The organism is Synechococcus sp. MW101C3, from assembly GCF_002252635.1.
GTDB lineage: Bacteria > Cyanobacteriota > Cyanobacteriia > PCC-6307 > Cyanobiaceae > MW101C3.
The window spans coordinates 90,791-116,256 of the sequence record NZ_NQKX01000001.1 but is presented as its reverse complement, the minus strand read 5'-3'; the positions used below and the strand labels follow the sequence as shown (position 1 = coordinate 116,256).

25 protein-coding genes and 1 tRNA gene are annotated in these 25,466 nt (G+C 70.3%); 19 read left to right on the top strand and 7 right to left on the bottom strand.

Annotated features, from left to right (window positions below; genetic code table 11):
* The first annotated feature begins 1 nt into the window (after position 1).
* Complete coding sequence (locus CJZ80_RS00545; protein ID WP_094510144.1) at positions 2–244, top strand: hypothetical protein; 243 nt, start codon at positions 2–4, stop codon at positions 242–244.
* Here CJZ80_RS00545 and CJZ80_RS00540 read toward each other — a convergent pair.
* Positions 223–1,176: a hypothetical protein gene (locus tag CJZ80_RS00540; RefSeq protein WP_094510142.1), complete on the bottom strand. Its 954-nt coding sequence runs from the start codon at positions 1,174–1,176 to the stop codon at positions 223–225. The two genes, CJZ80_RS00545 and CJZ80_RS00540, sit on opposite strands and share 22 nt — an antisense overlap.
* Positions 1,177–1,216: 40 nt before the next feature.
* On the opposite strand from CJZ80_RS00540, the gene CJZ80_RS00535 reads away from it, so the two are divergent.
* Positions 1,217–1,290: transfer RNA gene (locus tag CJZ80_RS00535), tRNA-Arg, on the top strand.
* Positions 1,291–1,349: 59 nt separating this feature from the next.
* On the opposite strand, the gene CJZ80_RS00530 is transcribed toward CJZ80_RS00535, so the two are convergent.
* Positions 1,350–2,105 carry an acyl-CoA desaturase gene (locus tag CJZ80_RS00530; RefSeq protein WP_233132676.1) on the bottom strand — a complete coding sequence of 252 codons (756 nt, stop codon included), beginning with the start codon at positions 2,103–2,105 and terminating at the stop codon, positions 1,350–1,352.
* Positions 2,106–2,349: 244 nt separating this feature from the next.
* Between CJZ80_RS00530 and CJZ80_RS00525 the strand changes: the two genes are divergently transcribed.
* From CJZ80_RS00525 to hypE, 16 genes are all read left to right on the top strand, one after another.
* Positions 2,350–2,874 carry an NAD(P)H-dependent oxidoreductase subunit E gene (locus tag CJZ80_RS00525; protein ID WP_094510137.1) on the top strand — a complete coding sequence of 175 codons (525 nt, stop codon included), beginning with the start codon at positions 2,350–2,352 and terminating at the stop codon, positions 2,872–2,874.
* Complete coding sequence (locus CJZ80_RS00520; protein WP_094510135.1) at positions 2,871–4,520, top strand: NuoF family protein; 1,650 nt, start codon at positions 2,871–2,873, stop codon at positions 4,518–4,520. Before CJZ80_RS00525 ends, CJZ80_RS00520 begins: the two co-directional genes overlap by 4 nt.
* Positions 4,517–5,230 (top strand): bidirectional hydrogenase complex protein HoxU, encoded by a 714-nt coding sequence (gene hoxU / locus CJZ80_RS00515; RefSeq protein WP_094510131.1) that lies wholly within the window; start codon positions 4,517–4,519, stop codon positions 5,228–5,230. The genes CJZ80_RS00520 and hoxU overlap by 4 nt, the downstream gene beginning before the upstream one ends.
* Positions 5,227–5,772, top strand: a complete 546-nt coding sequence (locus CJZ80_RS00510) for an oxidoreductase (protein WP_094510129.1) — start codon at positions 5,227–5,229, stop codon at positions 5,770–5,772. Before hoxU ends, CJZ80_RS00510 begins: the two co-directional genes overlap by 4 nt.
* Before the next feature lie 3 nt (positions 5,773–5,775).
* Positions 5,776–7,290, top strand: coding sequence for a Ni/Fe hydrogenase subunit alpha (locus CJZ80_RS00505; RefSeq protein WP_094510126.1), 1,515 nt, complete (start codon positions 5,776–5,778; stop codon positions 7,288–7,290).
* Positions 7,287–7,778, top strand: coding sequence for a hydrogenase maturation protease (locus CJZ80_RS00500; RefSeq protein WP_158217389.1), 492 nt, complete (start codon positions 7,287–7,289; stop codon positions 7,776–7,778). The genes CJZ80_RS00505 and CJZ80_RS00500 overlap by 4 nt, the downstream gene beginning before the upstream one ends.
* Entirely contained in the window at positions 7,771–8,013 is a 243-nt protein-coding gene (locus CJZ80_RS00495) for a hydrogenase maturation nickel metallochaperone HypA (RefSeq protein WP_094510120.1), read from the top strand. Before CJZ80_RS00500 ends, CJZ80_RS00495 begins: the two co-directional genes overlap by 8 nt.
* Before the next feature lie 916 nt (positions 8,014–8,929).
* Positions 8,930–9,937 (top strand): sodium-dependent bicarbonate transport family permease, encoded by a 1,008-nt coding sequence (locus CJZ80_RS00485; RefSeq protein ID WP_094510114.1) that lies wholly within the window; start codon positions 8,930–8,932, stop codon positions 9,935–9,937.
* A 52-nt stretch (positions 9,938–9,989) separates the two neighbouring features.
* Positions 9,990–10,304 (top strand): hypothetical protein, encoded by a 315-nt coding sequence (locus tag CJZ80_RS00480; protein WP_094510110.1) that lies wholly within the window; start codon positions 9,990–9,992, stop codon positions 10,302–10,304.
* A gap of 345 nt (positions 10,305–10,649) precedes the next feature.
* A complete protein-coding gene (locus CJZ80_RS00475) occupies positions 10,650–10,859 on the top strand; it encodes a hypothetical protein (RefSeq protein WP_233132675.1) in 210 nt (69 codons plus the stop codon).
* A gap of 90 nt (positions 10,860–10,949) precedes the next feature.
* Entirely contained in the window at positions 10,950–11,672 is a 723-nt protein-coding gene (hypB, locus tag CJZ80_RS00470) for a hydrogenase nickel incorporation protein HypB (RefSeq protein ID WP_094510102.1), read from the top strand.
* Entirely contained in the window at positions 11,669–14,200 is a 2,532-nt protein-coding gene (hypF, locus tag CJZ80_RS00465) for a carbamoyltransferase HypF (RefSeq protein WP_094510100.1), read from the top strand. Before hypB ends, hypF begins: the two co-directional genes overlap by 4 nt.
* A 48-nt stretch (positions 14,201–14,248) precedes the next feature.
* Complete coding sequence (locus CJZ80_RS00460; protein ID WP_094510097.1) at positions 14,249–14,485, top strand: HypC/HybG/HupF family hydrogenase formation chaperone; 237 nt, start codon at positions 14,249–14,251, stop codon at positions 14,483–14,485.
* Entirely contained in the window at positions 14,482–18,114 is a 3,633-nt protein-coding gene (gene nifJ / locus CJZ80_RS00455; RefSeq protein WP_094510094.1) for a pyruvate:ferredoxin (flavodoxin) oxidoreductase, read from the top strand. Before CJZ80_RS00460 ends, nifJ begins: the two co-directional genes overlap by 4 nt.
* Complete coding sequence (gene hypD, locus CJZ80_RS00450) at positions 18,111–19,283, top strand: hydrogenase formation protein HypD (protein WP_094510092.1); 1,173 nt, start codon at positions 18,111–18,113, stop codon at positions 19,281–19,283. The genes nifJ and hypD overlap by 4 nt, the downstream gene beginning before the upstream one ends.
* A gap of 3 nt (positions 19,284–19,286) precedes the next feature.
* On the top strand, positions 19,287–20,369 hold the full coding sequence (hypE, locus tag CJZ80_RS00445; RefSeq protein WP_094510090.1) for a hydrogenase expression/formation protein HypE: 1,083 nt from the start codon (positions 19,287–19,289) through the stop codon (positions 20,367–20,369).
* A gap of 83 nt (positions 20,370–20,452) precedes the next feature.
* Here hypE and CJZ80_RS00440 read toward each other — a convergent pair whose 3' ends face one another.
* The 5 genes from CJZ80_RS00440 to CJZ80_RS00425 form a co-directional block, all read right to left on the bottom strand.
* A complete protein-coding gene (locus CJZ80_RS00440) occupies positions 20,453–20,734 on the bottom strand; it encodes a hypothetical protein (RefSeq protein WP_094510088.1) in 282 nt (93 codons plus the stop codon).
* Between the two features lie 149 nt (positions 20,735–20,883).
* Positions 20,884–21,141 carry a hypothetical protein gene (locus CJZ80_RS14800; RefSeq protein ID WP_144036859.1) on the bottom strand — a complete coding sequence of 86 codons (258 nt, stop codon included), beginning with the start codon at positions 21,139–21,141 and terminating at the stop codon, positions 20,884–20,886.
* Positions 21,142–21,205: 64 nt separating this feature from the next.
* Positions 21,206–22,174 (bottom strand): tRNA glutamyl-Q(34) synthetase GluQRS, encoded by a 969-nt coding sequence (gene gluQRS / locus CJZ80_RS00435; RefSeq protein WP_094510086.1) that lies wholly within the window; start codon positions 22,172–22,174, stop codon positions 21,206–21,208.
* Positions 22,174–22,449 carry an HU family DNA-binding protein gene (locus CJZ80_RS00430; RefSeq protein WP_094510083.1) on the bottom strand — a complete coding sequence of 92 codons (276 nt, stop codon included), beginning with the start codon at positions 22,447–22,449 and terminating at the stop codon, positions 22,174–22,176. The genes gluQRS and CJZ80_RS00430 overlap by 1 nt, the downstream gene beginning before the upstream one ends.
* Positions 22,450–22,677: 228 nt before the next feature.
* Positions 22,678–23,322 carry an MBL fold metallo-hydrolase gene (locus CJZ80_RS00425; protein WP_094510081.1) on the bottom strand — a complete coding sequence of 215 codons (645 nt, stop codon included), beginning with the start codon at positions 23,320–23,322 and terminating at the stop codon, positions 22,678–22,680.
* A gap of 53 nt (positions 23,323–23,375) precedes the next feature.
* Here CJZ80_RS00425 and CJZ80_RS00420 point away from each other — a divergent pair, with 53 nt between their 5' ends.
* Positions 23,376–25,451 carry a glycogen-debranching protein gene (locus CJZ80_RS00420; RefSeq protein ID WP_094510079.1) on the top strand — a complete coding sequence of 692 codons (2,076 nt, stop codon included), beginning with the start codon at positions 23,376–23,378 and terminating at the stop codon, positions 25,449–25,451.
* Positions 25,452–25,466: the final 15 nt, after the last annotated feature.

The following is a 25,466-nucleotide window of genomic DNA, read 5'->3' as shown; positions in this document are numbered from 1 at the left end:
CATGCTGGTGCGCCTTCGACTCCTGGCCGGCAGTGTGGCCGGCGGCCTGCTGCTGCTTGTGGTGCTGTGCCTGGGCGGGCAGAACCTCAACGACCGGCCCCAGCTGCGGCTCGGCTTTGGACGCAGCGCCCCGCTACCCAGCGGCTTTCTGGTGGGCCTGGCGCTGGTGGTGGGGGTGATCAGCGGCGGGGCCGCCACGGCGCTGCTGATGCCGGGCGATGATCAGGATCCGGGCAGGGAGTAAAGCGCCCCTTCGAGCACCACACGGGTGATGCCCTTGCGCAGCAGGTAGGGGGCGGTGCGGCGGATCACCTGGCTGTCAGGCACCTGGATCACCCGCTGGGTGCGGCCACAGTGGCGTTTGGCCTGGCGTGGGTTGCTGAACACCACCAGGGCACGGCGCCGGGATTCCTCCTCCGGCAGCAGGCCGAGTTCGGGGAAATCGCTGAGGGGCCGGTCCTGCAGCTCCACGGTTTTGTCGACCAGCATGTAGAGGCTGTCAGGCAGGGGCGCCGCCTCGAACGGCAGGCAGGTGGCGGCAGGGCGGTCGAGCAGGGTTTCGCCGATCGGCACGGGCGTGAACAGGTCGGGCTCATCGTCAGCGTCTTCGCTGTCGCTGTCGGCATCGTTGTCGTCGGCGTCATCGCCGAAATCATCCGCATCGTCAATCGCCAGCACCTGGGCATCGTCATCGTCATCGCCGTCGGCGGCCGGATCCTGCCCGGCGGGATCGCCAAGGGTGGCAGGGGCGAATCCGGAGCCGAAGGGAGCAAGGGGCTCACTGCCGGGCTCCGCAGTATCTGAGGCTTGGGGAAGGACATCCCCGGCGTCCGCAACGCAGGCAGTGGCGCCGGCCTGGTCTGCGGCGTCGCCGCTGGCGGCAGGCTCTGCGGCTGGCCCTTCAGCCTGGACCTCGGCCTGCTCGAACAGGGGCCCGGCGGGGATCGCGGTGGCGTCGAGCGGGTGAGCAATGGCGGCCCTGCGCATTGCCGGCCCCTTGCCGCGCTCCAGCTTGATCTGCTCGTAGCGCTCGGCGCCGATGGCGGCCTTCACCACCCGGGTGGCGGTGGCGGCGCTGCAGCCGAAGGCAGCGGCCAGCGCCTGGGCAGTGTCCCCCTGCTGATAGCGGGCGACGAGCTCCTGCCGATGAGCGTCGCTGAGCCGGGTGGACGCCATTGGGAAGGTTTCACAGCAGACCACCTTAGGCTGTGCCGGTGGGCCGTTAGCTCAGTTGGATAGAGCATGCGACTTCTAATCGCACGGTCGCTGGTTCGAATCCAGCACGGCCCGTTTGTCCGCCGTTCGCCGACTCCTGAGCTCAGGGGGCAACGGCGAGCAGTGTGTCGCGCTTAAGTCGCAACGGCCAGCGGAGCGCCGCCGCGGGCGCGCTGCAGCAGGGTGTCGTCGGAAGGCTGGCGCAGCTGGTCGGCGAGGCCGAAGCGTTGCAGCAGCCGGATGAAGCGGAAGGTGGGGTCGGGCCGCAGCTGCAGCTGGCCGTCGCGCACGGTGTAGCCCTGACGCACCGCGAAGGGGAAGGCGTGGTGCAGGTTGTGCCAGCCCTCACCGAGCGTGATCAGTGCCACCAGGGCGTTGTTGCGGCTGTGGTCGTCGGTGCGGAAGGGCTGATCGCCCCACACATGCGCCACCGAGTTCACCGTGGCCACGCCGTGGAACAGCACGATGGTGCTGAGGAAGAAGGCGCCCAGATACATCCAGCCGCCCACCAGATACGACAGCCCGGCCAGGGCCAGCAGGGGCAGGAAATGGAGCCGATCGAGGCCGCGCAGCACCGGATCCGCTTCCACGTCCGCCGGCAGCTCATCGGGGAAGAAGCTCGAGCGCAGCAACCAGCCGGCCTGGGAGTTCCACAGCCCCCGCCAGCCCTGCAGCGGCATCAGCGGGGTGTGGGGGTCGGCGGCGGTGTCCACGTGGCTGTGATGCTGCAGGTGGTGGGCCTTCCACCAGCTCGGGCCCATCTGGCCGGCAGAAGCCGCCACAGCGCAGCCGATCCAGAGCACGGCACGCGGGGCGCGGTAGCTGCGGTGCACCAGCAGGCGGTGATACACCGACGTGATCGCCAGCATGCGCACCAGATACAGCCCCACCGCCCAGAGCAGGGCTCCGAGGCTCAGGCCCGTGACCAGCAGCAGCAGGCAACCGATGTGAAAGGAAACAATGAAGATCGGTCCCAGCAGGTACAGGGAACGGTGCAGGCCGGAGTTCAGAAGGAAAGGTGAGCGCTGGCTTCAAGCTAGTGGGCGCCCTTGCGCGCTGTTCGCGAAGAAATCCCCCAGCCGTGGGCCACCGGGCCGGGGCTGCCTACGTTGAAGCCGGCGGAGCGGTGGTCCCATGAGCCCAGCACCCGGGCCTGAGGGCAACCGGCTCGAACCCGGTTCAGGGCAAGTCGACCAGCCCCCGCAGCCGTTCGCCGCGCTGGAGCCGCTGCTGCGTCGCCATCACCACAGCGCCGGTGGCCTGATCGAGGTGCTGAACTGGGCGCAGGAGATCTACGGCCACCTCAGCGAGCCGCTGCTGCGCCATGTGGCCCGCAGCCTGGCGTTGCCGGACAGCCAGGTGTTCGGCACCGCAAGCTTCTACCACCTGTTCCGCTTCCAGCCCCCGGCGCGTCACAGCTGCGTGGTGTGCACCGGTACGGCCTGTGAAGTGAATGGCGCGTCTGAGCTGGTGGCGGCCTTGGAGGGCGCCCTGCGGCTCCGCCTCGGTGGACGCAGCGGCGACGGGCTGGTGAGCCTGGAGGGCGTGCGCTGCCTGGGCACCTGCGGCGCCGCGCCGGTGCTGGTGATCGATGGCGTGGCGTTGCCGCACCAGAGCCCGGCCCGCGCCCTAACGGCCCTGCAAGCGCTGACGCCATGAGCGCCATCAGCCCCGGCGGTGAAGCGCTGCAGCAGGTGCGCTGCTGCAGCGCTGCCGGCTGTCTGGTGAGCGGGGCGGGCCCCTTGCGCGAGGCGCTGGAAGCGGCCGTGGCCCGCCATGGCCTGGAGCAGCGGCTCGTGATCACCCCTGTGGGCTGCCTGGGCCCGTGCAGCCAAGGCCCGCTGCTGGCGGTGGACCCTGAGGGCGCCCTGTTCAGCGGCGTCGAGGCGGCTGAGGCCGACGGGCTGATCGTCGCCCTGGCCCGGCGCTCGCAGGTGGCGGCACCCGAACAGGACGGACCGCTCCAGTGGCAGCCGGCCCGCGGCGCACGGCTCGACACGGGCGCCCCCTTCTTTGCGCGGCAGCGGCGCATCGTGCTGGAGCAGTGCGGCCGGATCGACCCGGAGCGGATCGAGGCGGCGATCGCCTGCGGCGCCTACACCCAGCTGCGCCGCGTGGTGCAGACCCTCAGCCCCGCCGAGGTGGTGGACACGCTGCGCCGCAGCGGCCTGCGCGGGCGCGGCGGCGCCGGCTACCCCACCGGGCTGAAGTGGGCCACGGTGGCCGCCATGCCGGGCGAGCACAAGGTGGTGGTGTGCAATGCCGATGAAGGCGACCCCGGCGCCTTCATGGACCGCAGCGTGCTGGAAGGCGACCCCCACCGCGTGCTGGAAGGAATGGCGATCGCGGCCCATGCGGTGGGAGCAGATCAGGGGTTCATCTACGTACGTGCCGAGTACCAGCTGGCGATTGCCCGTCTGCGCCAGGCGATCGAGCAGGCCCACCAGTGGCAACGGCTCGGCCAGCAGCTCTTTGGCACCCGCTTCAGCTTCACGGTGGAGCTGCGGGTGGGCGCCGGGGCCTATGTGTGCGGCGAGGAAACGGCACTGATCCGCTCGATCGAAGGTGGACGCGGCACGCCCCGCCCCCGCCCCCCCTACCCCGCTGAACGGGGGGTGGGCGGCCTGCCGACGCTGATCAACAACGTGGAGACCTTCGCCAACGTGGTGCCGATCCTGCGGGAAGGCGCCGACTGGTTCGCCGCCATCGGCACGACCGGCAGCTCGGGCACCAAGGTGTTCAGCCTCACCGGCAACGTGCGCCGCGGCGGGCTGGTGGAGGTACCGATGGGCACCAGCCTGGCCACGATCGTGGTGGAGATGGGCGAGGGCACCCCGGACGGGGCAGGCATCAAGGCGGTGCAGACCGGCGGCCCCTCAGGCGGCTGTGTGCCCGCCGCCCATCTCGACACCCCGGTGGATTACGAGAGCCTGCAGGCACTGGGCACGATCATGGGCTCCGGCGGCATGGTGGTGCTCGATCACGCCACCGACATGGTGGCCCTGGCGGCCTTCTTCATGGCCTTCTGCCGCGAGGAATCCTGCGGCAAGTGCGTGCCCTGCCGCGCCGGCACCGTGCAGCTGCATGGGCTGCTGCAGAAGCACCTGGCCGGCGAGGCCACAGCCGCCGACCTGAGCCAGCTGGAAGCGCTGTGCCACATGGTGCGGGACACCAGCCTGTGCGGGCTGGGCCAGAGCGCCCCCAAGCCGGTGCTCAGCACGCTGCGCTTCTTTCGCAGCGACTACGAGGCGCGCCTGCGGCCCGATCCGACAGCGGCGCCCACCGCCACAGGAGGGGCCCCATGAGCGTCTGCACGCTCACGATCGACGGCCAGGCGGTGGCCGCCGCCGCCGGCACCACCGTGCTGCAGGCGGCGCAGCAGGCGGGGATCACCATCCCCACCCTCTGCCACCTGGAGGGCCTGAGCCCGGTGGCGGCCTGCCGCCTCTGCCTGGTGGAGATCGCCGGCAGCGACAGGCTGCAGCCCGCCTGCGTCACCGCCGTGGCGGAAGGGCAGGTGGTGCACAGCGCCACGCCACGCCTGCGCGATCACCGGCGCACCTTGATCGAGCTGCTGTTCACCGAGGGCAACCACGTGTGTGCCGTGTGCGTGGCCAACGGCCACTGCGAACTGCAGGACCTGGCCGTGGCGGTGGGCATGGACCACACGCGTCTGCCCTACCGCCACCCCCAGCGCTCGGTGGACCTCTCCCACCACCGCTTCGGGCTCGACCACAACCGCTGCATCCTCTGCACCCGCTGCGTGCGTGTGTGCGATGAGGTGGAGGGGGCCCATGTGTGGGACGTGGGCTGGCGGGGTGAGCACTGCCGGATCGTCGCCGGGCTGAATCAGCCCTGGGGCGCGGTGGACGCCTGCACCGACTGCGGCAAATGCGTGATGGCCTGCCCCACCGGCGCCCTGTTCCACAAGGGCGACGGCGCCGAGGAGAAACACGAGGAGGCCTGGCGGCTGGCCGTGATCCTGCGGGCCCATCGTGCGGGGACGGCGCCATGAAACTGCGTCTCGCCACCGTGTGGTTGACGGGCTGCTCGGGCTGCCACATGTCGTTTCTCGATCTGGACGAATGGCTGATCGAGCTGGCCGCGCTGGTGGAGGTGGTGTTCTCACCGATCGCCTCCGACGTGAAGACCTACCCGGAGCACGTGGATGTGGCCCTGGTGGAGGGGGGTGTGGGCACCAGCGACAACCTGGCGCTGATCCGGCAGGTGCGGCAGCACACGCGCGTGCTGGTGGCGTTCGGCGACTGCGCCATCACCAGCAACGTGCCCGGCCTGCGCAATTCCCATCCCGGCGCTGACACCGTGCTGGAGCGGGCCTATCTGCAGCTGTCAGACAGCAGCGGCTGCCTGCCGCAGGCACCCGGGATCGTGCCGGAGCTGCTGGAGCAGGTGCTGCCGGTGCAGGCGGTGGTGCCGGTGGACGTGTATCTGCCCGGCTGCCCGCCACCAGCCGCGCGCATCCGCGCCGTGCTGGAGGCGCTGCTGCGGGGCGAGACGCCAGTGATGGAGGGGGCGGAGCTGATCCGCTTCGGCTGACCCATGGACCAGAGCCCCACCCCACCGGCCGGGACACCACGCACGATCCTGATCGATCCGGTCACCCGCATCGAAGGCCACGCCAAGATCACGATCCACCTCGATGCCAGCGGCAGCGTGGCGGCCGCCCGCTTCCATGTGACCGAATTCCGCGGCTTCGAGGCCTTCTGCGCCGGGCGGCCGTTCACGGAGATGCCGGCGCTCACGGCGCGGATCTGCGGCATCTGTCCGGTGAGCCACCTGCTGGCCTCCGCAAAGGCGGGCGACCAGCTGCTGGCGGTGACGATCCCGCCGGCGGCCGAGCGGTTGCGGCGCTTGATGAACCTGGCCCAGATCATCCAGTCGCATGCGCTGTCGTTCTTTCACCTGAGCAGCCCGGATTTCCTGCTCGGCTGGGACTGCGATCCGGCGCGGCGCAACGTGTTCGGCCTGATCGCCGCCGATCCTGAGCTGGCCCGCGGCGGCATCCGGCTGCGTCAGTTTGGCCAGACGGTGATCGAACGGCTGGGCGGGCGGAAGATCCATCCGGCCTGGGCGGTGGCCGGTGGGGTGCGCACCCCCCTCGCCGCCGCCGACCGCGACGCGATCCGTGCGGGGCTGCCTGAGGCTTTCGCCACCACCCGCGCGGCCCTGGCGCTGTTCAAACACCTGCTGGATGGGCCGCTGGCGGCGGAGGCCGCTGTGTTCGGGGACTTTCCTTCTCTTTTTATGGCGTTGGTGGGGGAAGGCGGCGCGTGGGAGCACTACGGCGGCCGCCTGCGCCTGATCGATGGCGACGGCACGCCGCTGGGCGGTGATCTGCCGGCCGATGGCCTGGGTGCCGGGCCGTTCGACGCGTTGCTGGCCGAGGCGGTGGAACCGTGGACCTACCTGAAATTCCCCTACTACAAGCCGCTGGGGCCGGAAGCGGGCAGCTACCGGGTGGGGCCGCTGGCGCGGCTGAACGTGTGCGATCACATCGGCACCACCGGCGCCGACAGCGAACTGCTGGAGCTGCGCCAGCGCGGCGGGCGGGTGGTGACCAGCTCCTTCCATTACCACCTGGCCCGGCTCATCGAGATCCTCGCGGCGCTGGAGGCGATCGAAGCCCTGCTCGATGATCCGGCCCTCGGCGACTCCCATGTGCGCGCTCGCGCCCACCTCAACGCCTTCGAGGCGGTGGGGGTGAGCGAGGCGCCGCGCGGCACGTTGTTCCACCACTACCGGGTGGATGGCGACGGGCTGATCGAGGCGGTGAACCTGGTCATCGCCACCGGGCAGAACAACCGGGCGATGAACCGCACGATCACCCAGATCGCGCGCCACCACATCCAGGCAGGCCCCAGCGCCGGTGCGGAAGGCGGGGCTGAAACCGCCCTGCCGGAGATCGCCGAGGCCCTGCTCAACCGGGTGGAGGCGGGCATCCGCTGCTTCGATCCCTGCCTGTCGTGCTCCACCCATGCCGCCGGCGAAATGCCGCTGCACGTGCAACTGCTCGGCCCCGGCGGGGAACTGCTGCGGGAGCGGTGGCGGTCGTGATCGCCGCCCCGGGCGGGCCGGCACCACAGCGGCGCGATCTGCTGATCGGCTGGGGCAATGATCTGCGGCAGGACGACGGCGTGGGCCTGGCCATCGCCGCTGCGGTGCAGGGCTGGCACCAGCGGCAGCTCACCGTGCTGGCCACCCGGCAGCTCACGCCGGAGCTGGCACTGCTGCTGGCCGAGGCCCGCCGGGTGCTGTTCGTGGATGCCGCTCTGGCGCCGGCCTGTCCGCCGCCGGGCTGGCAGCTGGAGCGCTTGGCGGCTGATGCCGCAGCAACGGCGGCCGGGGGCCCGCCCTTCAGTCATCACGCCAGCCCCGGCGCGCTGCTGCAGCTGGCCGGCCAGCTCTATGGCCGCACCCCCCCGGCCTGGCAACTGCTGGTGCGCGCGCACCGCTGCGGGCTGGGCAGCCACCTCACGCAGGCCACCGCCGCCCTGCTGCCCGAGGCCCTGGCGGCGGTGCGGCGCTGGTGCGGCGATGCATGAACTGGCGCTGATGGAGGAGGTGCACCGGATCGCCCTGGCGGCCGCCGCGGCTGAAGGGGCCGCGCGGATTCATGGGCTGCGCCTGCGGGTGGGGCAACGGGCCGGGGTGGATCCCGACGCGCTGCGTTTCGCCTTTGAGGTGGTGATGGCCGGTGGTATCGCTGAGGGGGCCAGCCTGGAGCTGGAGCTGTCCGCAGGCCGGGAGCTGGAGCTGATCGGACTGGACGTGTCGTGAGGTTTCATCGCACTGACGGGGCCGTGAGGAATCTCCCCCTCCCGCACCGGCAGGGCGAACGCCCGCACGCTCAGCGCCGACTCCCGCGGCAGCTCGCCGCTGGCGAGGATCAGCCAGGCCACCAGCCGCACCGACAACCAGGGCCGCTCAAGATCGAGGAAAGCGGCCACTGACTTGCTCATCAGCTGGTGGAGGTTAAGGCGGGTGATGGTGCCGGCAATGGCGCGGGCTCAGGACTCAGGACTTGCGACTCCGGTATACGGGTTTCGGTATTGGGGATTGGGGATTGAGGCTGGGAGGTTGTACGGGGGCTCAGGCTCTGGGGGCGCAGTGGGCTCTGCCGGGAGCGCAGCATCCCAGGCATCTTCCGGCGGAGGCGCCTTCAGCTCAGCGGCATAGCGACATCTCCCGAGCAGCGACATAAGCAGGCCATAGGCAGGGCCGAGTGTCAGCAGCAAAAGCTGATCAGTGCCAACGATTGCTCAGCCTGCGCACTGACTCTGCAGCATCCATCAAGGAAGAGCCCAGAAAGCGCAACGACTCAAATCCTCAGCGCCCGAGCCCCTTGCAAGCCTGAGAACCTCGCCGGCTCAGAAGAGCTCTGGCCAAGAAATGCAGCGGGATGATGCATTTCTTCCTCTCGCAGAATCTCCTTCGTCGGTCGCGGACTTTCCCCGCCCCGCTTTCAGGAATCGGGCGCGATCCCCACCACGGGCAAGCTGCTCAGGCCATCAAGCCAAGCAGGCGTCCAGGCCATCAAGAACCCAGGCTCGAATGGGCCAAGCCACCCGGCCATCAGATGGCGGCAGAGGGCCAAGAACCCAGTGATTACCGTGGTTTTCGGCAAAGACCCAATCCCCTGTGCCAATTGCTACAGTCCGCCGGACAAATTCTCTGAGATCACGAAAAGCGCCACGTGACATTCCTCTCTGACTTCATTCCGCTCTTCCTGGAGCAGGTTCAGTCCCCGACCCTCGGATTCCTGATCGGCGGGATCATCGTTGCCGCACTTGGCAGCCAGCTGGCCATTCCGGATTCGATCTACAAGTTCATCAGCTTCTTCCTGCTGATGAAGATCGGCCTGACGGGCGGCATCGCCATTCGGAACTCCAACCCCACGGAGATTTTTCTCCCGGCGCTCGCGGCCGTGGGGCTAGGCATCGTGATCGTGTTCATCGCTCGATACACCCTCGGGAAACTGCCCGGCATCAGCGTGCCTGACGCCGTGGCCACCGGCGGTCTGTTCGGTGCGGTGAGCGGCTCCACGCTGGCGGCCGTGCTGCCGCAGCTGGATTCCGCCAAGATCCCCTATGAGGCCTGGACGGCGGCCCTGTATCCCTTCATGGACATTCCGGCGCTGGTGACGGCCATCGTGGTGGCCAGTGTCTACCTCTCCAAGAAGACCGGCAACACCGTCGAGAAAGTGCAGGTCTGGCCGATCATCAAGGACAGCCTCCAGAGTTCTGCCGTTACATCTCTTCTTCTGGGCGTGGCCCTCGGCATCCTCACCAAGCCCGAGCCCGTCTATGAGAGCTTCTTCGACCCCCTGTTCCGCGGCTTCCTGGCGGTGCTGATGATCATCATGGGGATGGAAGCTGCTCAGCGTATGAATGAGCTGCGCAAGGTGGCCCAGTGGTTCGCCATCTACGCCTTCATTTCCCCCATCGTGCATGGCTTCCTGGCCTTCGGCGTCGGTCTGCTCATCCACAAGTTCACCGGCTTCAGCATCGGTGGTGCGGTTGTGCTGGCGGTGATCGCCGCCTCCAGCTCGGATATCTCGGGCCCACCCACCCTTCGTGCCGGCATCCCTTCAGCAAACCCCTCGGCCTACATCGGTGCTTCCACAGCCATCGGCACGCCAGTGGCGATCGCCATCTGCATCCCTCTGTTCATCGGGATTGCAGAGGTGCTGCTCGGCAAGTAAATTCGCAACCCATTGATCCAATTTCTCACTACTATTCTTTGAGGTCATACCCATGAGTCAACAGGTCTGGAAGCTGGTGATCGTTGCAGAGGAAGTCCTCTCCAAGAAACTCACCAAGCTCATCAAGGCGTCAGGCGCCACCGGTTATACCGTCAATGCAGCCGGTGGTGAAGGAAGCCGCAATGTTCGCTCCACGGGAGAGCCAAGCGTGTCGCACACCCTCTCCAACGTGAAAATCGAGGTGCTCACCGGCACCCGCGAACTGGCCGACAAGATCACAAGCGACATCGCAGCAAAGTATTACGCGGACTACTCGATCATCACCTACATCTACCCGGTGGAAGCCCTGCGCGATCACAAGTTCTGATTCAGGAATGATGCGGCTGGCTGCCGTGGAATCCGTGTCAGTTCATCCTGTGCCAGTTCAGCGGCGCGATCGGCGAGGCTTTGCCCTTCAAGCCTCCAGATTCGGCACAGGATTCCTGCTCACTCAAGCGCCCATGGGATTCACGGGGGTTCTTGCCCCCTGATTCCTATGTCTCCCCAGGGTTGCTGAATCCCTGGTTTCACTCAATTCTGGGGAGATGCGTCACCGGCAGGTTCGCTGCATCAGCGAGGCCAGCACGCGTAGGTGCCAGGCCTCGCTTTTTCATGTGTTCGCCCAGCCCCCATGGCTCAGTTCAGCAAACTCCCGGCCGTTCTGGTTGGAACCTTGACGCTCTACCTGCTTGGTTATGCCTATGCCAGAGTGGTGGTCTTTCATGCCGTGGAGCGCTATTCAGGCGCTGAAGGCAAAGGCCCGCCGCGCCAGGACGTGATCGCCAAAAAAGATCGGCCGGCTGGAGAAGGGTGGGAGTATGCGCTGTTTCTGCCGGCGATCAAGCTGGAGGAAAGCCTGAGGGCCGCCGGCCCGAACCGCTGACCGGCGCCGGTCCACGGTGAGGAAGGGCTACGCCGGTGGGCATGGCTCCTGCCCTCTCCCCAGACTGGAACCATCGCCGCCGGCTGCGCCATGTGCTCCCACTGCTCCTGCGGCCAGCCGATGGCCAGCGTGGCGGCAGCCCCCGCGCCGCGAACCCTGCTGCTGCGCCACAACCTGCTGGAGCGCAACGACAGCAACGCCGCGCGCAACCGCGAGCGCTTCGCGGCCGCCGGCCTGCTGGTGGTGAATGTGCTCTCGGCCCCCGGCGCCGGCAAAACCGCCCTGCTCGAAGCTGTCGCGCGCCAGTGGCGGCACGGCCCGGTGGGGGTGATCGTGGGCGATCTCGCCACCGACAATGACGCCCGCCGCCTGCAGGCCGCCGGCGCCCGCGCCGTGCAGATCCAGACAGGCGACCTGTGCCACCTGGAAGCGTCGCTGGTGGCGGGAGCCTTTGATCAGCTCGACACCGGCGACATGGAGCTGCTGGTGATCGAGAACGTGGGCAACCTGGTGTGCCCCACCGCCTTCGATCTGGGCGAGCAGCTGCGGATCGCCGTGCTCTCGGTGACCGAAGGGGAAGACAAGCCGCTCAAATACCCGGCCCTGTTCCACTCCGCCGATGCGGTGGTGATCAACAAAACCGATCTCGCCGCGGCCGTGGGCTTCGATCGCGCCGCCGCTCTGGCCCACCTGGCAGCGGTGGCGCCCCACGCCCGCCTCTTCGAACTCTCGGCTCGCACCGGTGCCGGCCTCGAGGCGCTGCTGCACTGGCTGGAGCACCAGCGCCAGGGTGCAGTCCCGGCCTGCGCATGAGCGGCGCCCCCCGGCGGCGCCTGAGGCTCGACATTGAGGGGGTCGTGCAAGGCGTGGGCTTCCGGCCGTTCGTGCATCGGCTGGCGTCGCAGCAGCAACTGGCCGGCTGGGTCACCAACACCCCAGGCGGGGTGTTGATCGAAGTGGAGGGAAACGCCGCCGCGCTGGAAGCCTTCCTGCAGGCGCTGGAGACCCGCCGCCCGCCGCACAGCCGCATCGACCGCCTGGCGCGTCGCTGGTTGGCGCCCCTGGCTGCGCCTGCGGGGGCGCCGAGAGAGGAGCAGCGCGAGATGCTGGGGGAAGAGCCGGACGTGTTCAGGATCCTGCCGGCAGCCCCCGCCAGCGGGCCGCACCCGGATTCCGCTTGTGGCCCCGACCCCACCAGCGCGCTCACGGGCCTGGTTCCGGCCGATCTGGCCCCCTGCGGCGCCTGCCGCGCCGAACTGCGTGATCCACGCAACCGCCGCTATGGGTATGCCTTCAACAGCTGCGCCCATTGCGGGCCGCGCTACAGCCTGCTGCGCGCCCTGCCGTTCGAGCGGGCCCACACCACCCTGGCCGGATTTGAACTCTGCGCCGCCTGCCACCGCGAATTCCACGATCCGGGCGACCGCCGCTTTCACGCCCAGACGATCGGCTGCCCCGCCTGCGGACCGCAGCTGCGCTGGCGGCAGCGGGACGCCGGCGGGATTGGCAGCGACGGCGGGCCTGGCGCCGCCGCGCTGGCGGCAGCGGCGGCGGCGTTGCAGCGCGACCAGGTGGTGGCCCTGCAGGGGGTGGGGGGCTTTCAGCTGCTGGTGCGGGCTGCTTCAGCGGCGGCCGTCGCTGTGCTGCGGCGCCGCAAGGGGCGCCCAGAGCAACCCTTTGCCGTGCTGGTTCCCCACCTGGCCTGGGTGCGGCGTCACTGCCAGGTGTCGGCGGCGGAGGCACGGCTGCTGGTGGGGCCGGCGGCACCGATCGTGCTGCTGCGGCGGCGCGCCGCCCCCCTCGCCGACGGTGTGGCCCCTCACACCCCCTGGCTGGGGGTGATGCTGCCGGCCTCGCCCCTGCACGCCCTGCTGCTGGAGGCGGTGGGGGAGCCGCTCGTGGCCACCAGCGGCAACCGCTCAGGCGAACCGCTGGGCTTCAGCGAGGCCGATGGGCTGGACCTGCTCACGGACCTCGCCGATGGTCTGCTGAGCCACAACCGGCCGATCGCCAACCCCGTCGACGACGGCGTGGCCCAGGTGGTGGCCGGAGCAGTGATGGTGCTGCGCCAGGCACGTGGCACCGCGCCCACCGCCATCACCCTGCCGGATCCGGCGCCCCCGCCGGCCGCAATGCCCCGACAGGCCGACGTGCTGCTGGCCATGGGCGGCCAGGTGAAAAGTGCCATCGCCATTAGCCAGGGCAGGCGCGCACTGCTGGGGCCCCATCTCGGCGATCTCGGCACGCTGGCCGGCGAACGGCGGCTGACCGGCAGCCTGCTCAGCTGGCTGGAGCGCCAGCAGCTGCGCCCGTCGCGGCTCGCCGTCGACCTGCACCCCGGCTACAGCGCGCACCGCCTCGGCCGCGAGCTGGCGGAGGCCTGGGGCGGTCTGCCGGTGCTCGCCGTGCAGCACCATCACGCCCACCTGCTGGCCTGCCTGGCGGAGCACGGTCTACAGCTGCCGGCCACAGGGGTGGCCTGGGATGGCGCCGGCTTCGGCCCCGACGGTCTGCTCTGGGGCGGCGAGTGCCTGCGGCTGGAGCCCCCGCGGGCGGGCGCCGCGCTCGGCTTCACGCACCTGGCGCGGCTGCGGCCCTTCCCCCTGCCCGGCGGCGAACGGGCCCTACGGGAACCGCGCCGCGCCGCGCTCGGGCTGCTGGTCGCCGCCTTCGGGGCGGACAGCCAGGCCCACACCCCGCCGGCCACCCGGGCCGCCTTCGGCGACGGGGAGCAGCAACTGCTGGAGCGCCTCATGGAGACAGGCCTGAAGGCGCCGCTCTGCACGAGCATGGGCCGCCTGTTCGACGCCCTCGCCTCGCTGCTCGGTCTGGTGCAGCGCTGCAGCTTCGAAGGGCAGGGGGCACTGCGGCTGCAGGCGGCGGCCCAGGCCGCGCTGGACGCGCCGGAGCCGCAGGGCTGGCCGGCCTATCGCCTCCCCATCTGCGCCGCAGCACCTGCTGCCGCTGCCAGCGGCGTGGCCGCACCGTGGCTGCTCGATTGGCACCCCCTGCTGACTTCCGTGCTCGACGATCTGGCCCGCGGCCGCCCCGTGCCGTCGATCGCGCTGGCCTTTCACCGCGCCCTGGCGGCCCTGCTGGTGGAGCTGGCGCAGCGGTTGCAGCTGCACCGCCTGCTGCTGAGCGGCGGCTGCTTCCAGAACCGCCTGCTGTTGGAACTGACCGTGACGGCGCTGGCGGCGGCCGGCGTTGAAGCGGTGTGGCCCCAGCGGGTGCCCTGCAACGACGGCGGCCTGGCCCTCGGCCAGCTGCTGGCGCTGGCCTGGTCGGCATGTGAGGAAGGCACAGAGCCGGGGGTTCAGGCGCCGCTTCTCGCCCTATAGAGGAGAGGCAGGCCCTGCGGAGGCCGCCGCTGGCGGCGGAGGAGCGTGATGTGTCTGGCTGTGCCGGGTGAGCTGATCCGGATCGAGCACCGCCGCCCGGCCGACCTCGCGCCGGACGCTGGCGGCGACGGCGAAGACAACGACGACGCGCTCTGGCGGGTGGGGGTGGTGGAGTTCTCCGGCGTGCAACGGGAGGTGAGCCTGGCCTGCGTGCCGGAGGCCCGCCCCGGCGATCTGCTGCTGGTGCACGTGGGTTTCGCGCTCAGCGTGGTGGTGGAGTCATGAGCCCCTCCCGCGCCGATGGCCGCATCACCGTCGATGGCAATGAAGCGGTGGCGCGCGTGGCCTACCGGCTGAATGAGGTGATGGCGATCTACCCGATCACCCCGGCCACGCCGATGGGGGAATGGGCCGATGGCTGGGCCGCGGCCGGCCGCCCCAACCTCTGGGGCAGCGTGCCCACCGTGGTGGAGATGCAGAGCGAGGGGGGCGCCGCCGGGGTGCTGCATGGCGCCCTGCAGGCCGGAGCGCTCGCCACCACCTTCACGGCGTCCCAGGGGCTGCTGCTGATGCTGCCCAACCTCTACAAGATCGCCGGTGAACTCACCAGCACGGTGGTGCACGTGGCCGCCCGGGCCCTGGCGGGCCAGGCGCTCTCGATCTTCGGGGACCACAGCGACGTGATGGCCACCCGCGGCAGCGGCTGCGCCCTGCTCTGCTCGGCGTCGGTGCAGGAGGCCGGCGACTTCGCCGCCATCGCCACCCTGGCCAGCCTGAACGCCCGCCTGCCCTTCCTGCATTTCTTCGACGGCTTTCGCACCTCCCACGAGCTGCACACGGTGGCGCCGCTGTCTGACGCGACCCTCGCCGCCCTGATTCCGGCGGGGCTGATCGCCGCCCACCGCGCCCGGGGGCTGAGCCCCGACCATCCCGTGATCCGCGGCACCAGCCACAACCCGGACGTGGCCTTTCAGGCCCGTGAAGCGGCCAATCCCTTTCACGACGCCGCCCCGGCGCTGGTGCAGCAGGCGATGGACCGCTTCGCCGCGCTCACCGGGCGCGCCTACCGGCTGTTCGAGTATCACGGCGATCCGCTGGCGGAGCGGGTGCTGGTGCTGATGGGCTCAGGCTGCGAGACGGCCCAGCTCACGGTCGATGCCCTCATCGCCAGCGGCGAGCGGGTGGGGGTGCTGAAGGTGCGGCTCTACCGGCCGTTCAGCGCCGAGCGGCTGGTGGCGGCGCTGCCGGCCAGCGTGCGCGCGATCGCCGTGCTGGATCGCTGCAAGGAACCGGGCGCCGGCGGCGACCCGCTCTACCTCGACGTGAGCGATGCGGTGCGGCGCTGCTGGGGGCGGACGGCCGCCACCGACGCCAGACCGCAGCCCCGGGTGGTGGGCGGGCGCTACGGCCTGGCCTCCAAGGAGTTCAACCCGGCGATGGTGAAGGCGGTGCTGGAGGCCCTGCGCGGCCACGCGGCGCCCCATTCCTTCAGCGTCGGCATCGAGGACGACCTCACCCACCGCTCCCTGCCGGTGGACACCAGCTTCCGCGCCGAAACGGAGGGGGAATTCCAGGCCGTGATCTACGGGCTCGGCGCCGACGGCAGCGTGGGCGCCAGCAAGAACACGATCAAGATCATCGGCGCAGGCACGGACCTGCACGCCCAGGGCTACTTCGTCTACGACTCGAAGAAATCCGGTTCGGTCACGGAGTCGCATCTGCGCTTCGGCCCACGGCCGATCCACGCCACCCACCTGGTGGGGCGGGCCGATCTGGTGGCTTGCCACCAGTGGGATTTCCTCAGCCGCTTCGACCTGCTGAGCACGGCGCGCCCCGGCGCCACCCTGCTGCTGAACAGCCCCTGGGAGGCCGGGCAGATCTGGGAGCTGCTGCCGGCGGCGGTGCGCGCCCAGATCCGCGCCAGGCAGCTGCGCGTGTTCGCCATCCATGCCGCCGCGATCGCGCGCGACTTCGAGCTGGGCGGGCGCATCAACACCGTGATGCAGACCTGCTTCTTCTCGCTCGCCGGGGTGATGCCGCTGGAGCAGGCACTGGACGCGATCCGCGTCGCGATCCGCCACAGCTACGGCCACAAGGGAGAGCCGGTGGTGCAGCGCAACCTGCAGGCCGTCGATGCCGCCCTGGCACGGCTGCTGCCGGTGCCGATTCCAGCGGAGGACCCAGCCGGCCCACCAGAGCCGGAGGCCGATCGCTTCGCCGCCGCCCCCACCTTCGTGCGCAGCGTGATCGTGCCCCAGCTGGCCCGTCAGGGCGACCGGCTGCCGGTGAGTGCCCTGCCCGCCGATGGCACCTACCCCTGCGGCACCGCCCGCTGGGAGAAGCGCAACATCGCCGACAGCGTGCCGGTCTGGGCGGAGCAGCTGTGCGTGCAGTGCGGCAAATGCGTGATGGTGTGCCCCCATGCCGTGATCCGCGCCAAGGTGGTGGAGCCAGCCGCGCTGGCGGCGGCACCGCAGGGCTTCCTGAGCGCACCGGCCCGCGAACCGCACGGCAGCGCCAATCGCTTCACCCTGCAGGTGGCGGTTGAGGACTGCACCGGCTGCGCCCTCTGCGTAGAGGTCTGCCCGGCACGCGAGCGGGACACGCCCAGCCACAAGGCCATCAACATGGCGCCGCAGCGGCCGCTGCGCGAGCAGGCCCGCGGCGCCTGGGAGTTCTTCCTGCAACTGCCCGACACCGAGCGCAGCCAGCTGAACCTGCGCCACATCGGCCAGCAGCAGCTGCAGGAGCCGCTGTTCGAATTTTCCGGCGCCTGCGCCGGCTGCGGCGAAACGCCGTACATCAAGCTCGCCACCCAGCTGTTCGGCGACCGGATGGTGGTGGCCAACGCCACCGGCTGCTCGTCGATCTATGGCGGCAACCTGCCCACCACCCCCTGGAGCTGCAACGGCGACGGCCGCGGGCCGGCCTGGTCCAACTCCCTGTTCGAAGACAACGCCGAGTTCGGGCTGGGCTTCCGCGTGGCCTACGACCAGCGGCACACCACCGCCGTGCGCCTGCTGCGTCGCCTGGCCGAACCCGGCGACGGGGGCAGCGAGGCGCCGGTGCCGCCGGAGCTGGCGCAGGCGCTGATCCAGGCGGATCAGAGCGGGGAAGCGGGGATCTTCGAGCAGCGGCAGCGGGTTGTGGAGCTGCGCCGGCGGCTGGAGCAGGGACAGGTGCAAGGGCAGCAAGAGCCGGAGCGGCAGGCGGAGATCGAGGCGCTGCTCGCCCTGGCCGACGATCTGACCAAGCGCAGCGTGTGGATGATCGGCGGCGACGGCTGGGCCTACGACATCGACGCGGGCGGTATCGACCAGGTGCTCGCCAGCGGCCAGGACGTGAACCTGCTGGTGCTCGACACCGAGCTCTACTCCAACACCGGCGGGCAGATGTCGAAGGCCACCCCGATCGGTGCCGTCGCCAAGTTCGCCAGTGGCGGCAAGCGCACCGCCAAGAAGGATCTGGGCCTGATGGCGATGAGCTATGGCAACGTCTACGTGGCCAGCGTGGCGATGGGCGCCCGCGACGAGCACACCCTGCGGGCCTTCCTGGAGGCCGAGGCGTTTGCGGGGCCTTCGCTGATCCTGGCCTACTCCCACTGCATCGCCCACGGCATCGACATGGCCAAGGGCATGAGCCAGCAACGGCAGGCCGTGGAGTCGGGCCGCTGGCTGCTCTACCGCCACGACCCGCGCCGCAGCGCTGCGGGCCTAAACCCCCTGGTGCTCGATTGCCGCACCCCCTCGCTGCCGGTGGCTGAAGCAATGGCCCGCGAGAACCGCTTTCGCAGCCTCAGCGACAGCGATCCGGAGCAGGCAGAGCGCCTGGCGCTGCTGGCCCAGCAGCAGGTGGACGCCCGCTGGGAGCACTACCGCCAGCTGGCCGCCCTGCCGGCGCCCGGGGCCGGGTGAACCCACTCGCCCCCTACCGCCGGCCGGAGGCGGTGCAGCAGCTGGTGGGGCAGTTGCAGCAGGCCATCAGCCGCCCCTGGACTCTGATGGAGGTCTGCGGCGGGCAGACCCACGCGCTGCTGCGCCATGGCCTCGACCGGCTGCTGCCCGAGGGGTTGGAGCTGATCCACGGCCCCGGCTGCCCGGTGTGCGTCACCCCGGCGGCCACGATCGATCGCGCCCTGGAGCTGGCAGCCCGCCCGGGGGTGATCCTCTGCTCCTACGGGGACATGCTGCGGGTACCCGGTTCCGATGGCCGCAGCCTGCTGGATCTGCGGGCGGCGGGGGCCTGCGTCCGGGTCGTCACCTCGCCCCTCGATGCGCTGGCGATCGCCCGCGATTCCCCAGGGCAGCAGGTGGTGTTCTTCGCAGTGGGCTTTGAAACCACCGCACCGGCCACGGCGCTGCTGGCCCATCAGGCCTGGTGCTGTGGCAGCAGCAACCTGGCGCTGCTGGTGGGCCACGTGCGGATCGCTCCGGCGATGGAGGCCCTGCTGGCCTCCCCGCACAACCGCGTGCAGGGCTTCCTGGCCGCCGGCCATGTCTGTGCGGTGATGGGCAGCGAGGAGCTGGAGCCGCTCAGCGCACGCTTCCACGTTCCGGTGGTGGTCACGGGCTTCGAGCCGGTGGATCTGCTGGAGGGGCTGCTGCGCTGCGTGCGTCAGCTGGAGCGGGGCGAGGGCCGGGTGGAGAACGCCTATGGCCGTGCCTGCCGCCCAGAGGGCAACGCGGCAGCCCGGGCCCTGATCGCCCGGGTGTTCGAGCCGGTGGATCAGTTGTGGCGCGGCCTGGGCGTGTTTCCCGCCAGCGGCCTGCGGCTGCGCCCCCCCTACGCCGCTCTCGACGCCGCCCGGCTGCCCGGCCAGGCCACCGAGCATCGGCCTGGGCCCGATGCTGCCGCGGCCTGCATCAGCGGCCAGGTGCTGCAGGGCCTGGCCCGACCCACCGCCTGCCCGGCCTTCGGCCGGACCTGCACGCCGGAGCGACCGCTCGGAGCGCCGATGGTGTCATCGGAAGGGGCGTGTGCCGCCTACTGGCACCACGGCGATCGGGCGGAAAACTCTGCAGCAGCCAGGCCCCTGGTCCGTGCGGCGGAGGCCAGCAGCCTGTCCGACAAGGCGGAGCCCTGACCCATGGCCAGCGCCAGCCCCGGCGACAGCGAGGCCATCGAGCGGGTGCAGCTGGGTCATGGCGGCGGCGGCAGCCTCAGCCAGCAGCTGATCGCCGAGCTGCTGGTGCCGGCCTTCGGGCCGGGCGATGGGGTGTTGCATGACGCGGCCACGTTCAAGGCCGACCCGGGTCCGCTGGCCTTCAGCACCGATGCCTACGTGGTGCGGCCGCTGATCTTCCCCGGCGGCGACATCGGCCGGCTGGCGGTGATCGGCACCGTGAACGATCTGGCCATGGTGGGGGCCCGGCCGCTGGCGCTCAGCCTGGCCCTGATCCTGGAAGAAGGCCTGGCGATGGGCACGCTGCGGCAGGTGGTCGCCTCGATCCGCACGGCCGCCGCCGCCTGCGGTGTGCCGGTGCTGACCGGCGACACCAAGGTGGTGGAACGGGGCAAGGGCGACGGCCTGTACATCACCACCAGCGGTGTGGGCAGCCTGGGGCCGGGTCCGGCCATCGGCCCGCCGGCGGTGCGGCCGGGCGACGCCATCCTGGTGAGCGGCGATCTGGGACGCCATGGGGTGGCGATCCTGGCGGCACGCCACGAACTGGGCTTCCGCACGGACCTCTGCAGCGACCTGGCCTCGCTGCTGCCATCAGTGCAGGCGCTGCTGGGGCAGGGGCTGGAGGTGCACGCCCTGCGGGATCTCACCCGCGGTGGGCTGGCCAGCGCCCTGTTTGAGATCGCCCGCGACACCGGCCTTCTCCTGCAGATCGAGGAGGAGGCGGTGCCGATCGCGCCGGCGGTGACGAGCGCCTGCGAGCTGCTGGGCCTGGATCCGCTGGCGATGGCCAACGAAGGGCGGTTGGTGCTGTTCCTGCCCGCCGCTGAGGCGGCGCAGGCCCTGGCCGTGCTGCAGGGCTTCCAGCCCGAGGCCGCGATCATCGGCGCGGTGGCTGACGCCGGGATGCCTGGAGACAGCGAGTCCGGGGCTGGCAACCGCCTGTTGCCCGCCATCGCCAGGGGGACAGTGCTGCTGCGGAACGCCTATGGCGTGCAGCGGCGGCTGACTCTGGGCCAGGGCGAGCAGCTGCCGCGCATCTGCTGAGTGCCAGGCAAGGGGCGCGGGCCTAGGGGCGGCGCTGGGTTTCAACCCTTGCGTTCTGCCCTTCCCGGAAAACCGGCTGCGGCTCAGGGCCAGTAGCCGTCGCCGAAGCCATCGCCCATGCCACCGTCGCCCGCCGGGTCGAACTCAGGCCAGCCCGGATCGCCGCCGTCAAGCAGACCGAAGCGGGCGGCTTCGTCATCCATCAAGGTGTTGCCCTCCGGCCGGGTGTCGCAGGTGACGCTGCCGTCGCTGCCGGTCACGCAGTCGTCGAAGCGCACATCAGCCCGGACCGCGGCGGGCAGGAGCAGCCCGGCGCCCAGACCCAGCAGCAGCGCCGTCCGGCCCAGGCGGCGGGTAGCAGCCATCACAACGGCCTGCGACCGCCGCGTGGCAGGGCGACTGGAATGATGGATCAACGTTCGTCCTGCAGCGATGTATACCGATTGGACCGCCGTCATCCTGCTCCTGCTCACCGCAGCGCCGTTGGCCGTTGTGGTGGCCACTGCCGCTTTCTTCATCTGGCGCCAGAAGACAGCGGGTCGGCGTTGAGCGCCCGGGCATCCTGACGGCGCAGCCTGTACTCCAGCGAGGGCTCGACGCTGAACTGGGGCAGTCGGCCCTGGCCGAGGCAATCCAGGCAGGTGCGGAATTTCTGGTCGCTGAGGCGCAGCACGCCGCTGCCGCCGCAACGCGGGCATCGCTGCGCCTCCGTCTCTCGCCGCGCTGACGGCAGTACCCCCTGTGGCAGGCCCGCCTGTGTGGGTTCGCCCATCAATCCCCGTTTTGGTGTTGATTTCAGTGTGGTCGGCCAGACCCCCCGGATTGACGCCACTTCCTTAAGCCTTCCCGCATAAACGCCGTTTCAACGCCGCGTTGCTCAGGTTCTGCAGCAACTCCGCGGCACTCAGGCGGCTTCCCGCCGGCACCAGGCCCAGGCTGGCGGCCAGCAGGCCGATCACCGCCGCCGCATCGAGCCCCTGCGCGCGCAGCCCCGCCACCCCTTCCGCTCCCGACCGCTTGGCCAGCCGTTCGCCGCGGTCGTCGCGCCACAGCGGCACATGCCAGTAGGTCGGGGGCGTGGCACCCAGGCACTGCATCACGGCCACCTGCGGCGCCGTCGCGGCCCAGAGGTCTTCGCCGCGCACCACCGTGGTGATGCCCAGCGCCAGCTCATCGACGGCGGTGGCCAGGTGATACGCCAGGAAGCCATCCGCGCGGCGCAGCACCACATCCCCCACCTGGCGCGCCGCCTCCAGCCGGCCGGGAGCGGCGATCGCCTCCGGCCAACAGAGCGGAGCGTCCTGAAGACGCAGGCGCCAGCTGGGCAGGCGGCCGTTCTCCACGCCCCAGCTGTGGGCGCGCGTGCGGCAGAAGCCCGGATACACCGACACCGCCCCCTGCGGCGCAGACACATCCGCCAGCAAGCGGCGGCTGCAGCGGCAGGGATAGAGCAGACCCCGGCGGCGCAGAGCGGAGAGCACCGTGGCGTAGAGGCCGGTGCGCTCGCTCTGGCGCACCGGCGGGCCATCCCAGTGAAGGCCCAGCCAGCGGAGGTCGGCCAGGATCGCCTCTTCGGCACCGGCGCGGTTGCGCGGGGTGTCGAGATCATCGATGCGGAGCAGGAGCTCACCCCCCTGAAGCCGGGCTTCCAGCCAGGCCACGAGGGCGGTGCGCAGATTGCCGCGGTGCAGGGGGCCCGTGGGAGACGGAGCGAAGCGCCCGCGGTGGTGGCGGCTTCGCTGTTGCTCTCCCGTTGCGATCAGCCCCTGAAGGTGTGAGGGCAGACCGGTGGAGGCGGGAGGAATCAGCCCTGAACCTGATCCTTGAACTGCTTGCCGGCCGTGAAGGCGGGCACGCGCTTGGCGGGGATGGCGATTTTCTCGCCGGTCTTGGGGTTCAGACCCTGACGGGCGGAACGCTCACGGGCTTCAAAGGAACCGAAGCCGAGGATGGATACCTTCTTGCCTTCGACCACCGAATCAATGATGGTTTCGATGGCGGCGTCGACGACCTTCGACACTTCGGTCTTGGTGAGCTCGGTGCGAGCCGCAACGAGGTTGACGAGGTCAGCTTTGTTCATTGGGCGGGAATCTGGGGGCAGAAATCTGGAGAGGGGCGGGAGTGGGGCGGAGCGGAAGAAGCCGTTCCCGCCATGCGGTGAAAACGAACCGACCACGGAGACCAACCAACGGCTGGACGCTCGGCCGGATCACCTGGCGGGCTAATCGTATGGGGGAAGGGCGACCTGGGCAACCGAAACCGCTTGCTTGGCCAAGGTTTTTCCCGATTTTCCGCCCCTGATCACCCCTCATTGTGCCGCTTGAGCGGTGCCGGGCACCAACTTCTCGCCGCGCAGGGCACCCAGGCCGGCACCGGTGGCGATCCAGCGGGGCGACCCCGCCGGCAACCAGTGCTGCAGGCGCTCCAGGCTGCGCTGCTGCCGCGGCCAGTGGAACGTGTGGGCGGTGCGCAGCGGCCCCAGGCGTCCGGGAGCGAGGGGCACCAGCAGCCGTCCGCAGAACAGCAGGTCGTGGGCTCCGGTGGCATGCAGCACGCAGGCCCCGGGCGAGGGGCCCGGGGTCCACAGCAGTCGCAGGTCGTCAGCCAGGTCGTGGGCGGCACCGAAGGGCCGCAGCTCCAGCAGCCCCGGCAGCAGGTAGGCCTCCTGCTCCTGCACCAGCACCGGCCAGCCGATCGCCTCCTGCAGGCGGCGGCAGCGGCCGTGGCCGGCGCGGCCGGTGAGCACGATCACACCCGGCGGCCCCGCCAGCGCGGCCAGGTTCGCCGCCGTCAGCGCCGGGCAGTCGATCAGCACGGGCGGGCGCTGCGGCAACGACAGCAGCCAGGCGGTGCCCCCCTGGGTGTCGCGGTTGGGGGGAAACACCCACAGCCCGGGCAGCACCTGCTGCGGCGGCCGCCCCTCCTCCAACGCCGCGGGCAAGAACGCCGACATCCGCACCAGAGGGCCAACACACGACTAGCTTGAACCGCAGCACTTCACAGCCCGTGTCCTCGACCCACCTGGGACACCCCTGGCCCCTCGGCGCCGCCGTCACTGTGCGGGGAGTGAACTTCTCAGTGGTGGCACCGCTGGCCACCCGGGTGGAGCTGCTGCTCTTCGCCGACGGCGACGCGCCCGAACCCTTCCGCATCATTCCGCTCGATGCCCGCCATCGCTCCGGCGATCACTGGCACGTGGAAGTGGTGGGGGTGGGCATCGGCTGCTGCTACGGCTATCGCGTGTACGGGCCGCTGCAGCCGGGGGCACACGGCTTCAACCCCTCCAAGGTGCTGCTGGATCCCTGCGCGCGGGCGATCAGCGGCTGGTCGCGGTACCGCCGCGCCGACGCCACCGGCACCGCGCCCAACACCGCCTCCTGCCTGAAGGGGGTGGTCACAGAACGCGACCTGTTCGACTTCAACGCCGGGCCCCGCCCGCGCCACAGCTGGCAGCGCACCGTTGTTTATGAGCTGCACGTGGCCGGCTTCAGCCAGGGCGAGAGCAGCCCGGTGGCACCGGAGCGGCGCGGCAGCCTGCTGGGCCTGATCGACACCATCCCCTATCTCAAGAGCCTCGGGGTCACCACCCTGGAGCTGCTGCCGGTGATGGCCTTCGACCCGCAGGATGCCCCGCCCGGCCGCCACAACTACTGGGGCTACAGCCCGATCAGCTGGATGGCCCCCCATCACGGCTACCTGCTGGGCGACGACCCGCTGCAGGCCCGCAACCAGGTGCGGGCGCTGGTGATGGCCTGCCACCAGGCCGGCCTGGAGGTGGTGCTCGATGTGGTGCTGAACCACACCAGCGAAGGCAACCAGGATGGCCCCACGCTCAGCTGGCGCGGCTTCGCCGATCGCCTCTACTACCACCAGAACCCCGAAGGTGACTACCTCGATGTGACCGGCTGCGGCAACACGGTGGCGGCCAACCGCCCGCTGGTGCGGCAGCTGATGATGGAAGCGCTGCGCTGCTGGGCGCTGGAACTCGGCATCGATGGCTTCCGCTTCGACCTGGGCATCGCCCTGTCACGCGGCGAGAACCTGGCGCCGCTCGACCAGCCGCCCCTGTTCGAGGAACTGGAGGCGGATCCGCGGTTGAGCGATCTGAAGATGGTGAGCGAGCCGTGGGATTGCGGCGGCCTCTACCGCCTCCACGATTTCCCGGCGCGGCGCATGGGCACCTGGAACGGACGCTTCCGCGACGACGTGCGCCGTTTCTGGAAGGGCGACGAGAGCTGCTGCTGGGCGATGGCCCAGCGCCTGTCCGGCAGCCCCGATCTCTACGGCGGCCGTCCACCGGCGGTGGGGCGCAGCATCACCTTCATCACCGCCCACGACGGCTTCACCCTGGCGGATCTGGTCAGTTACAACGGCAAGCACAACCTCGCCAACGGCGAAGACAACCGCGACGGCGACAACCACAACAACAGCTGGAACCACGGCGTGGAGGGTCCCACCACCGACCACGGGGTGAACGATCTGCGCAACCGCCAGCTGCGCAACCTGCTCGCCACCCTGCTGCTGGCCCCGGGCGTGCCGATGCTGCTGATGGGCGATGAAGTGCGCCGCAGCCAGGGGGGCAACAACAACACTTGGTGCCAGAACAATCCACTCGGCTGGATGAACTGGCGCCCCGATGGCGAAGACCTCGGCCTCAGACTCTTCCTGCAACGGCTGGTGCATCTGCGCACCCATCTGTTCAGCCTGCTGAATCCGGAAACCCCCTACGCCGAAGGGGCACAGGGGGCCGGCGTGCCCGGCGATCACCTGTGGCGGGAGTGGCACGGCGTGGCACTGCAGCAACCCGACTGGGCCAGCTGGTCGCACACGCTGGCCTGGAGCCTGAACGACCACGCCCACGGCCCCCTGCTCTGGTGCGGGATGAACGCCTACAGCAAGCCCATGCACTTCGAGCTGCCCACGGCGCCGGAAGGCTGGCTGCGGGTGATCGACACGGCCCTGCCGGCCGGTCAGGACATTCCCCATGAGCCCAGCCGCTGGATGCACGACGGCGCGCCGCTGGAGAGCCGCAGCCTGATGCTGATGCTCGCGCCCCACCTGCTGAACGGGAAGGCGCTCTGAGTTGTGCGGCTGGCG

Excerpts from the sequence above, each read along its gene's own strand:
- CJZ80_RS00545 (WP_094510144.1), top strand. The coding sequence starts at position 2 with ATGCTGGTGCGCCTTCGACTCCTGGCCGGCAGTGTGGCCGGCGGCCTG.
- CJZ80_RS00540 (WP_094510142.1), bottom strand. The coding sequence starts at position 1,176 with ATGGCGTCCACCCGGCTCAGCGACGCTCATCGGCAGGAGCTCGTCGCC.
- CJZ80_RS00525 (WP_094510137.1), top strand. The coding sequence starts at position 2,350 with ATGAGCCCAGCACCCGGGCCTGAGGGCAACCGGCTCGAACCCGGTTCA.
- CJZ80_RS00520 (WP_094510135.1), top strand. The coding sequence starts at position 2,871 with ATGAGCGCCATCAGCCCCGGCGGTGAAGCGCTGCAGCAGGTGCGCTGC.
- hoxU (WP_094510131.1), top strand. The coding sequence starts at position 4,517 with ATGAGCGTCTGCACGCTCACGATCGACGGCCAGGCGGTGGCCGCCGCC.
- CJZ80_RS00510 (WP_094510129.1), top strand. The coding sequence starts at position 5,227 with ATGAAACTGCGTCTCGCCACCGTGTGGTTGACGGGCTGCTCGGGCTGC.
- CJZ80_RS00505 (WP_094510126.1), top strand. The coding sequence starts at position 5,776 with ATGGACCAGAGCCCCACCCCACCGGCCGGGACACCACGCACGATCCTG.
- CJZ80_RS00495 (WP_094510120.1), top strand. The coding sequence starts at position 7,771 with ATGCATGAACTGGCGCTGATGGAGGAGGTGCACCGGATCGCCCTGGCG.
- CJZ80_RS00480 (WP_094510110.1), top strand. The coding sequence starts at position 9,990 with ATGAGTCAACAGGTCTGGAAGCTGGTGATCGTTGCAGAGGAAGTCCTC.
- hypB (WP_094510102.1), top strand. The coding sequence starts at position 10,950 with ATGTGCTCCCACTGCTCCTGCGGCCAGCCGATGGCCAGCGTGGCGGCA.
- hypF (WP_094510100.1), top strand. The coding sequence starts at position 11,669 with ATGAGCGGCGCCCCCCGGCGGCGCCTGAGGCTCGACATTGAGGGGGTC.
- CJZ80_RS00460 (WP_094510097.1), top strand. The coding sequence starts at position 14,249 with ATGTGTCTGGCTGTGCCGGGTGAGCTGATCCGGATCGAGCACCGCCGC.
- nifJ (WP_094510094.1), top strand. The coding sequence starts at position 14,482 with ATGAGCCCCTCCCGCGCCGATGGCCGCATCACCGTCGATGGCAATGAA.
- hypE (WP_094510090.1), top strand. The coding sequence starts at position 19,287 with ATGGCCAGCGCCAGCCCCGGCGACAGCGAGGCCATCGAGCGGGTGCAG.
- CJZ80_RS00440 (WP_094510088.1), bottom strand. The coding sequence starts at position 20,734 with ATGGCTGCTACCCGCCGCCTGGGCCGGACGGCGCTGCTGCTGGGTCTG.
- CJZ80_RS14800 (WP_144036859.1), bottom strand. The coding sequence starts at position 21,141 with ATGGGCGAACCCACACAGGCGGGCCTGCCACAGGGGGTACTGCCGTCA.
- CJZ80_RS00430 (WP_094510083.1), bottom strand. The coding sequence starts at position 22,449 with ATGAACAAAGCTGACCTCGTCAACCTCGTTGCGGCTCGCACCGAGCTC.
- CJZ80_RS00425 (WP_094510081.1), bottom strand. The coding sequence starts at position 23,322 with ATGTCGGCGTTCTTGCCCGCGGCGTTGGAGGAGGGGCGGCCGCCGCAG.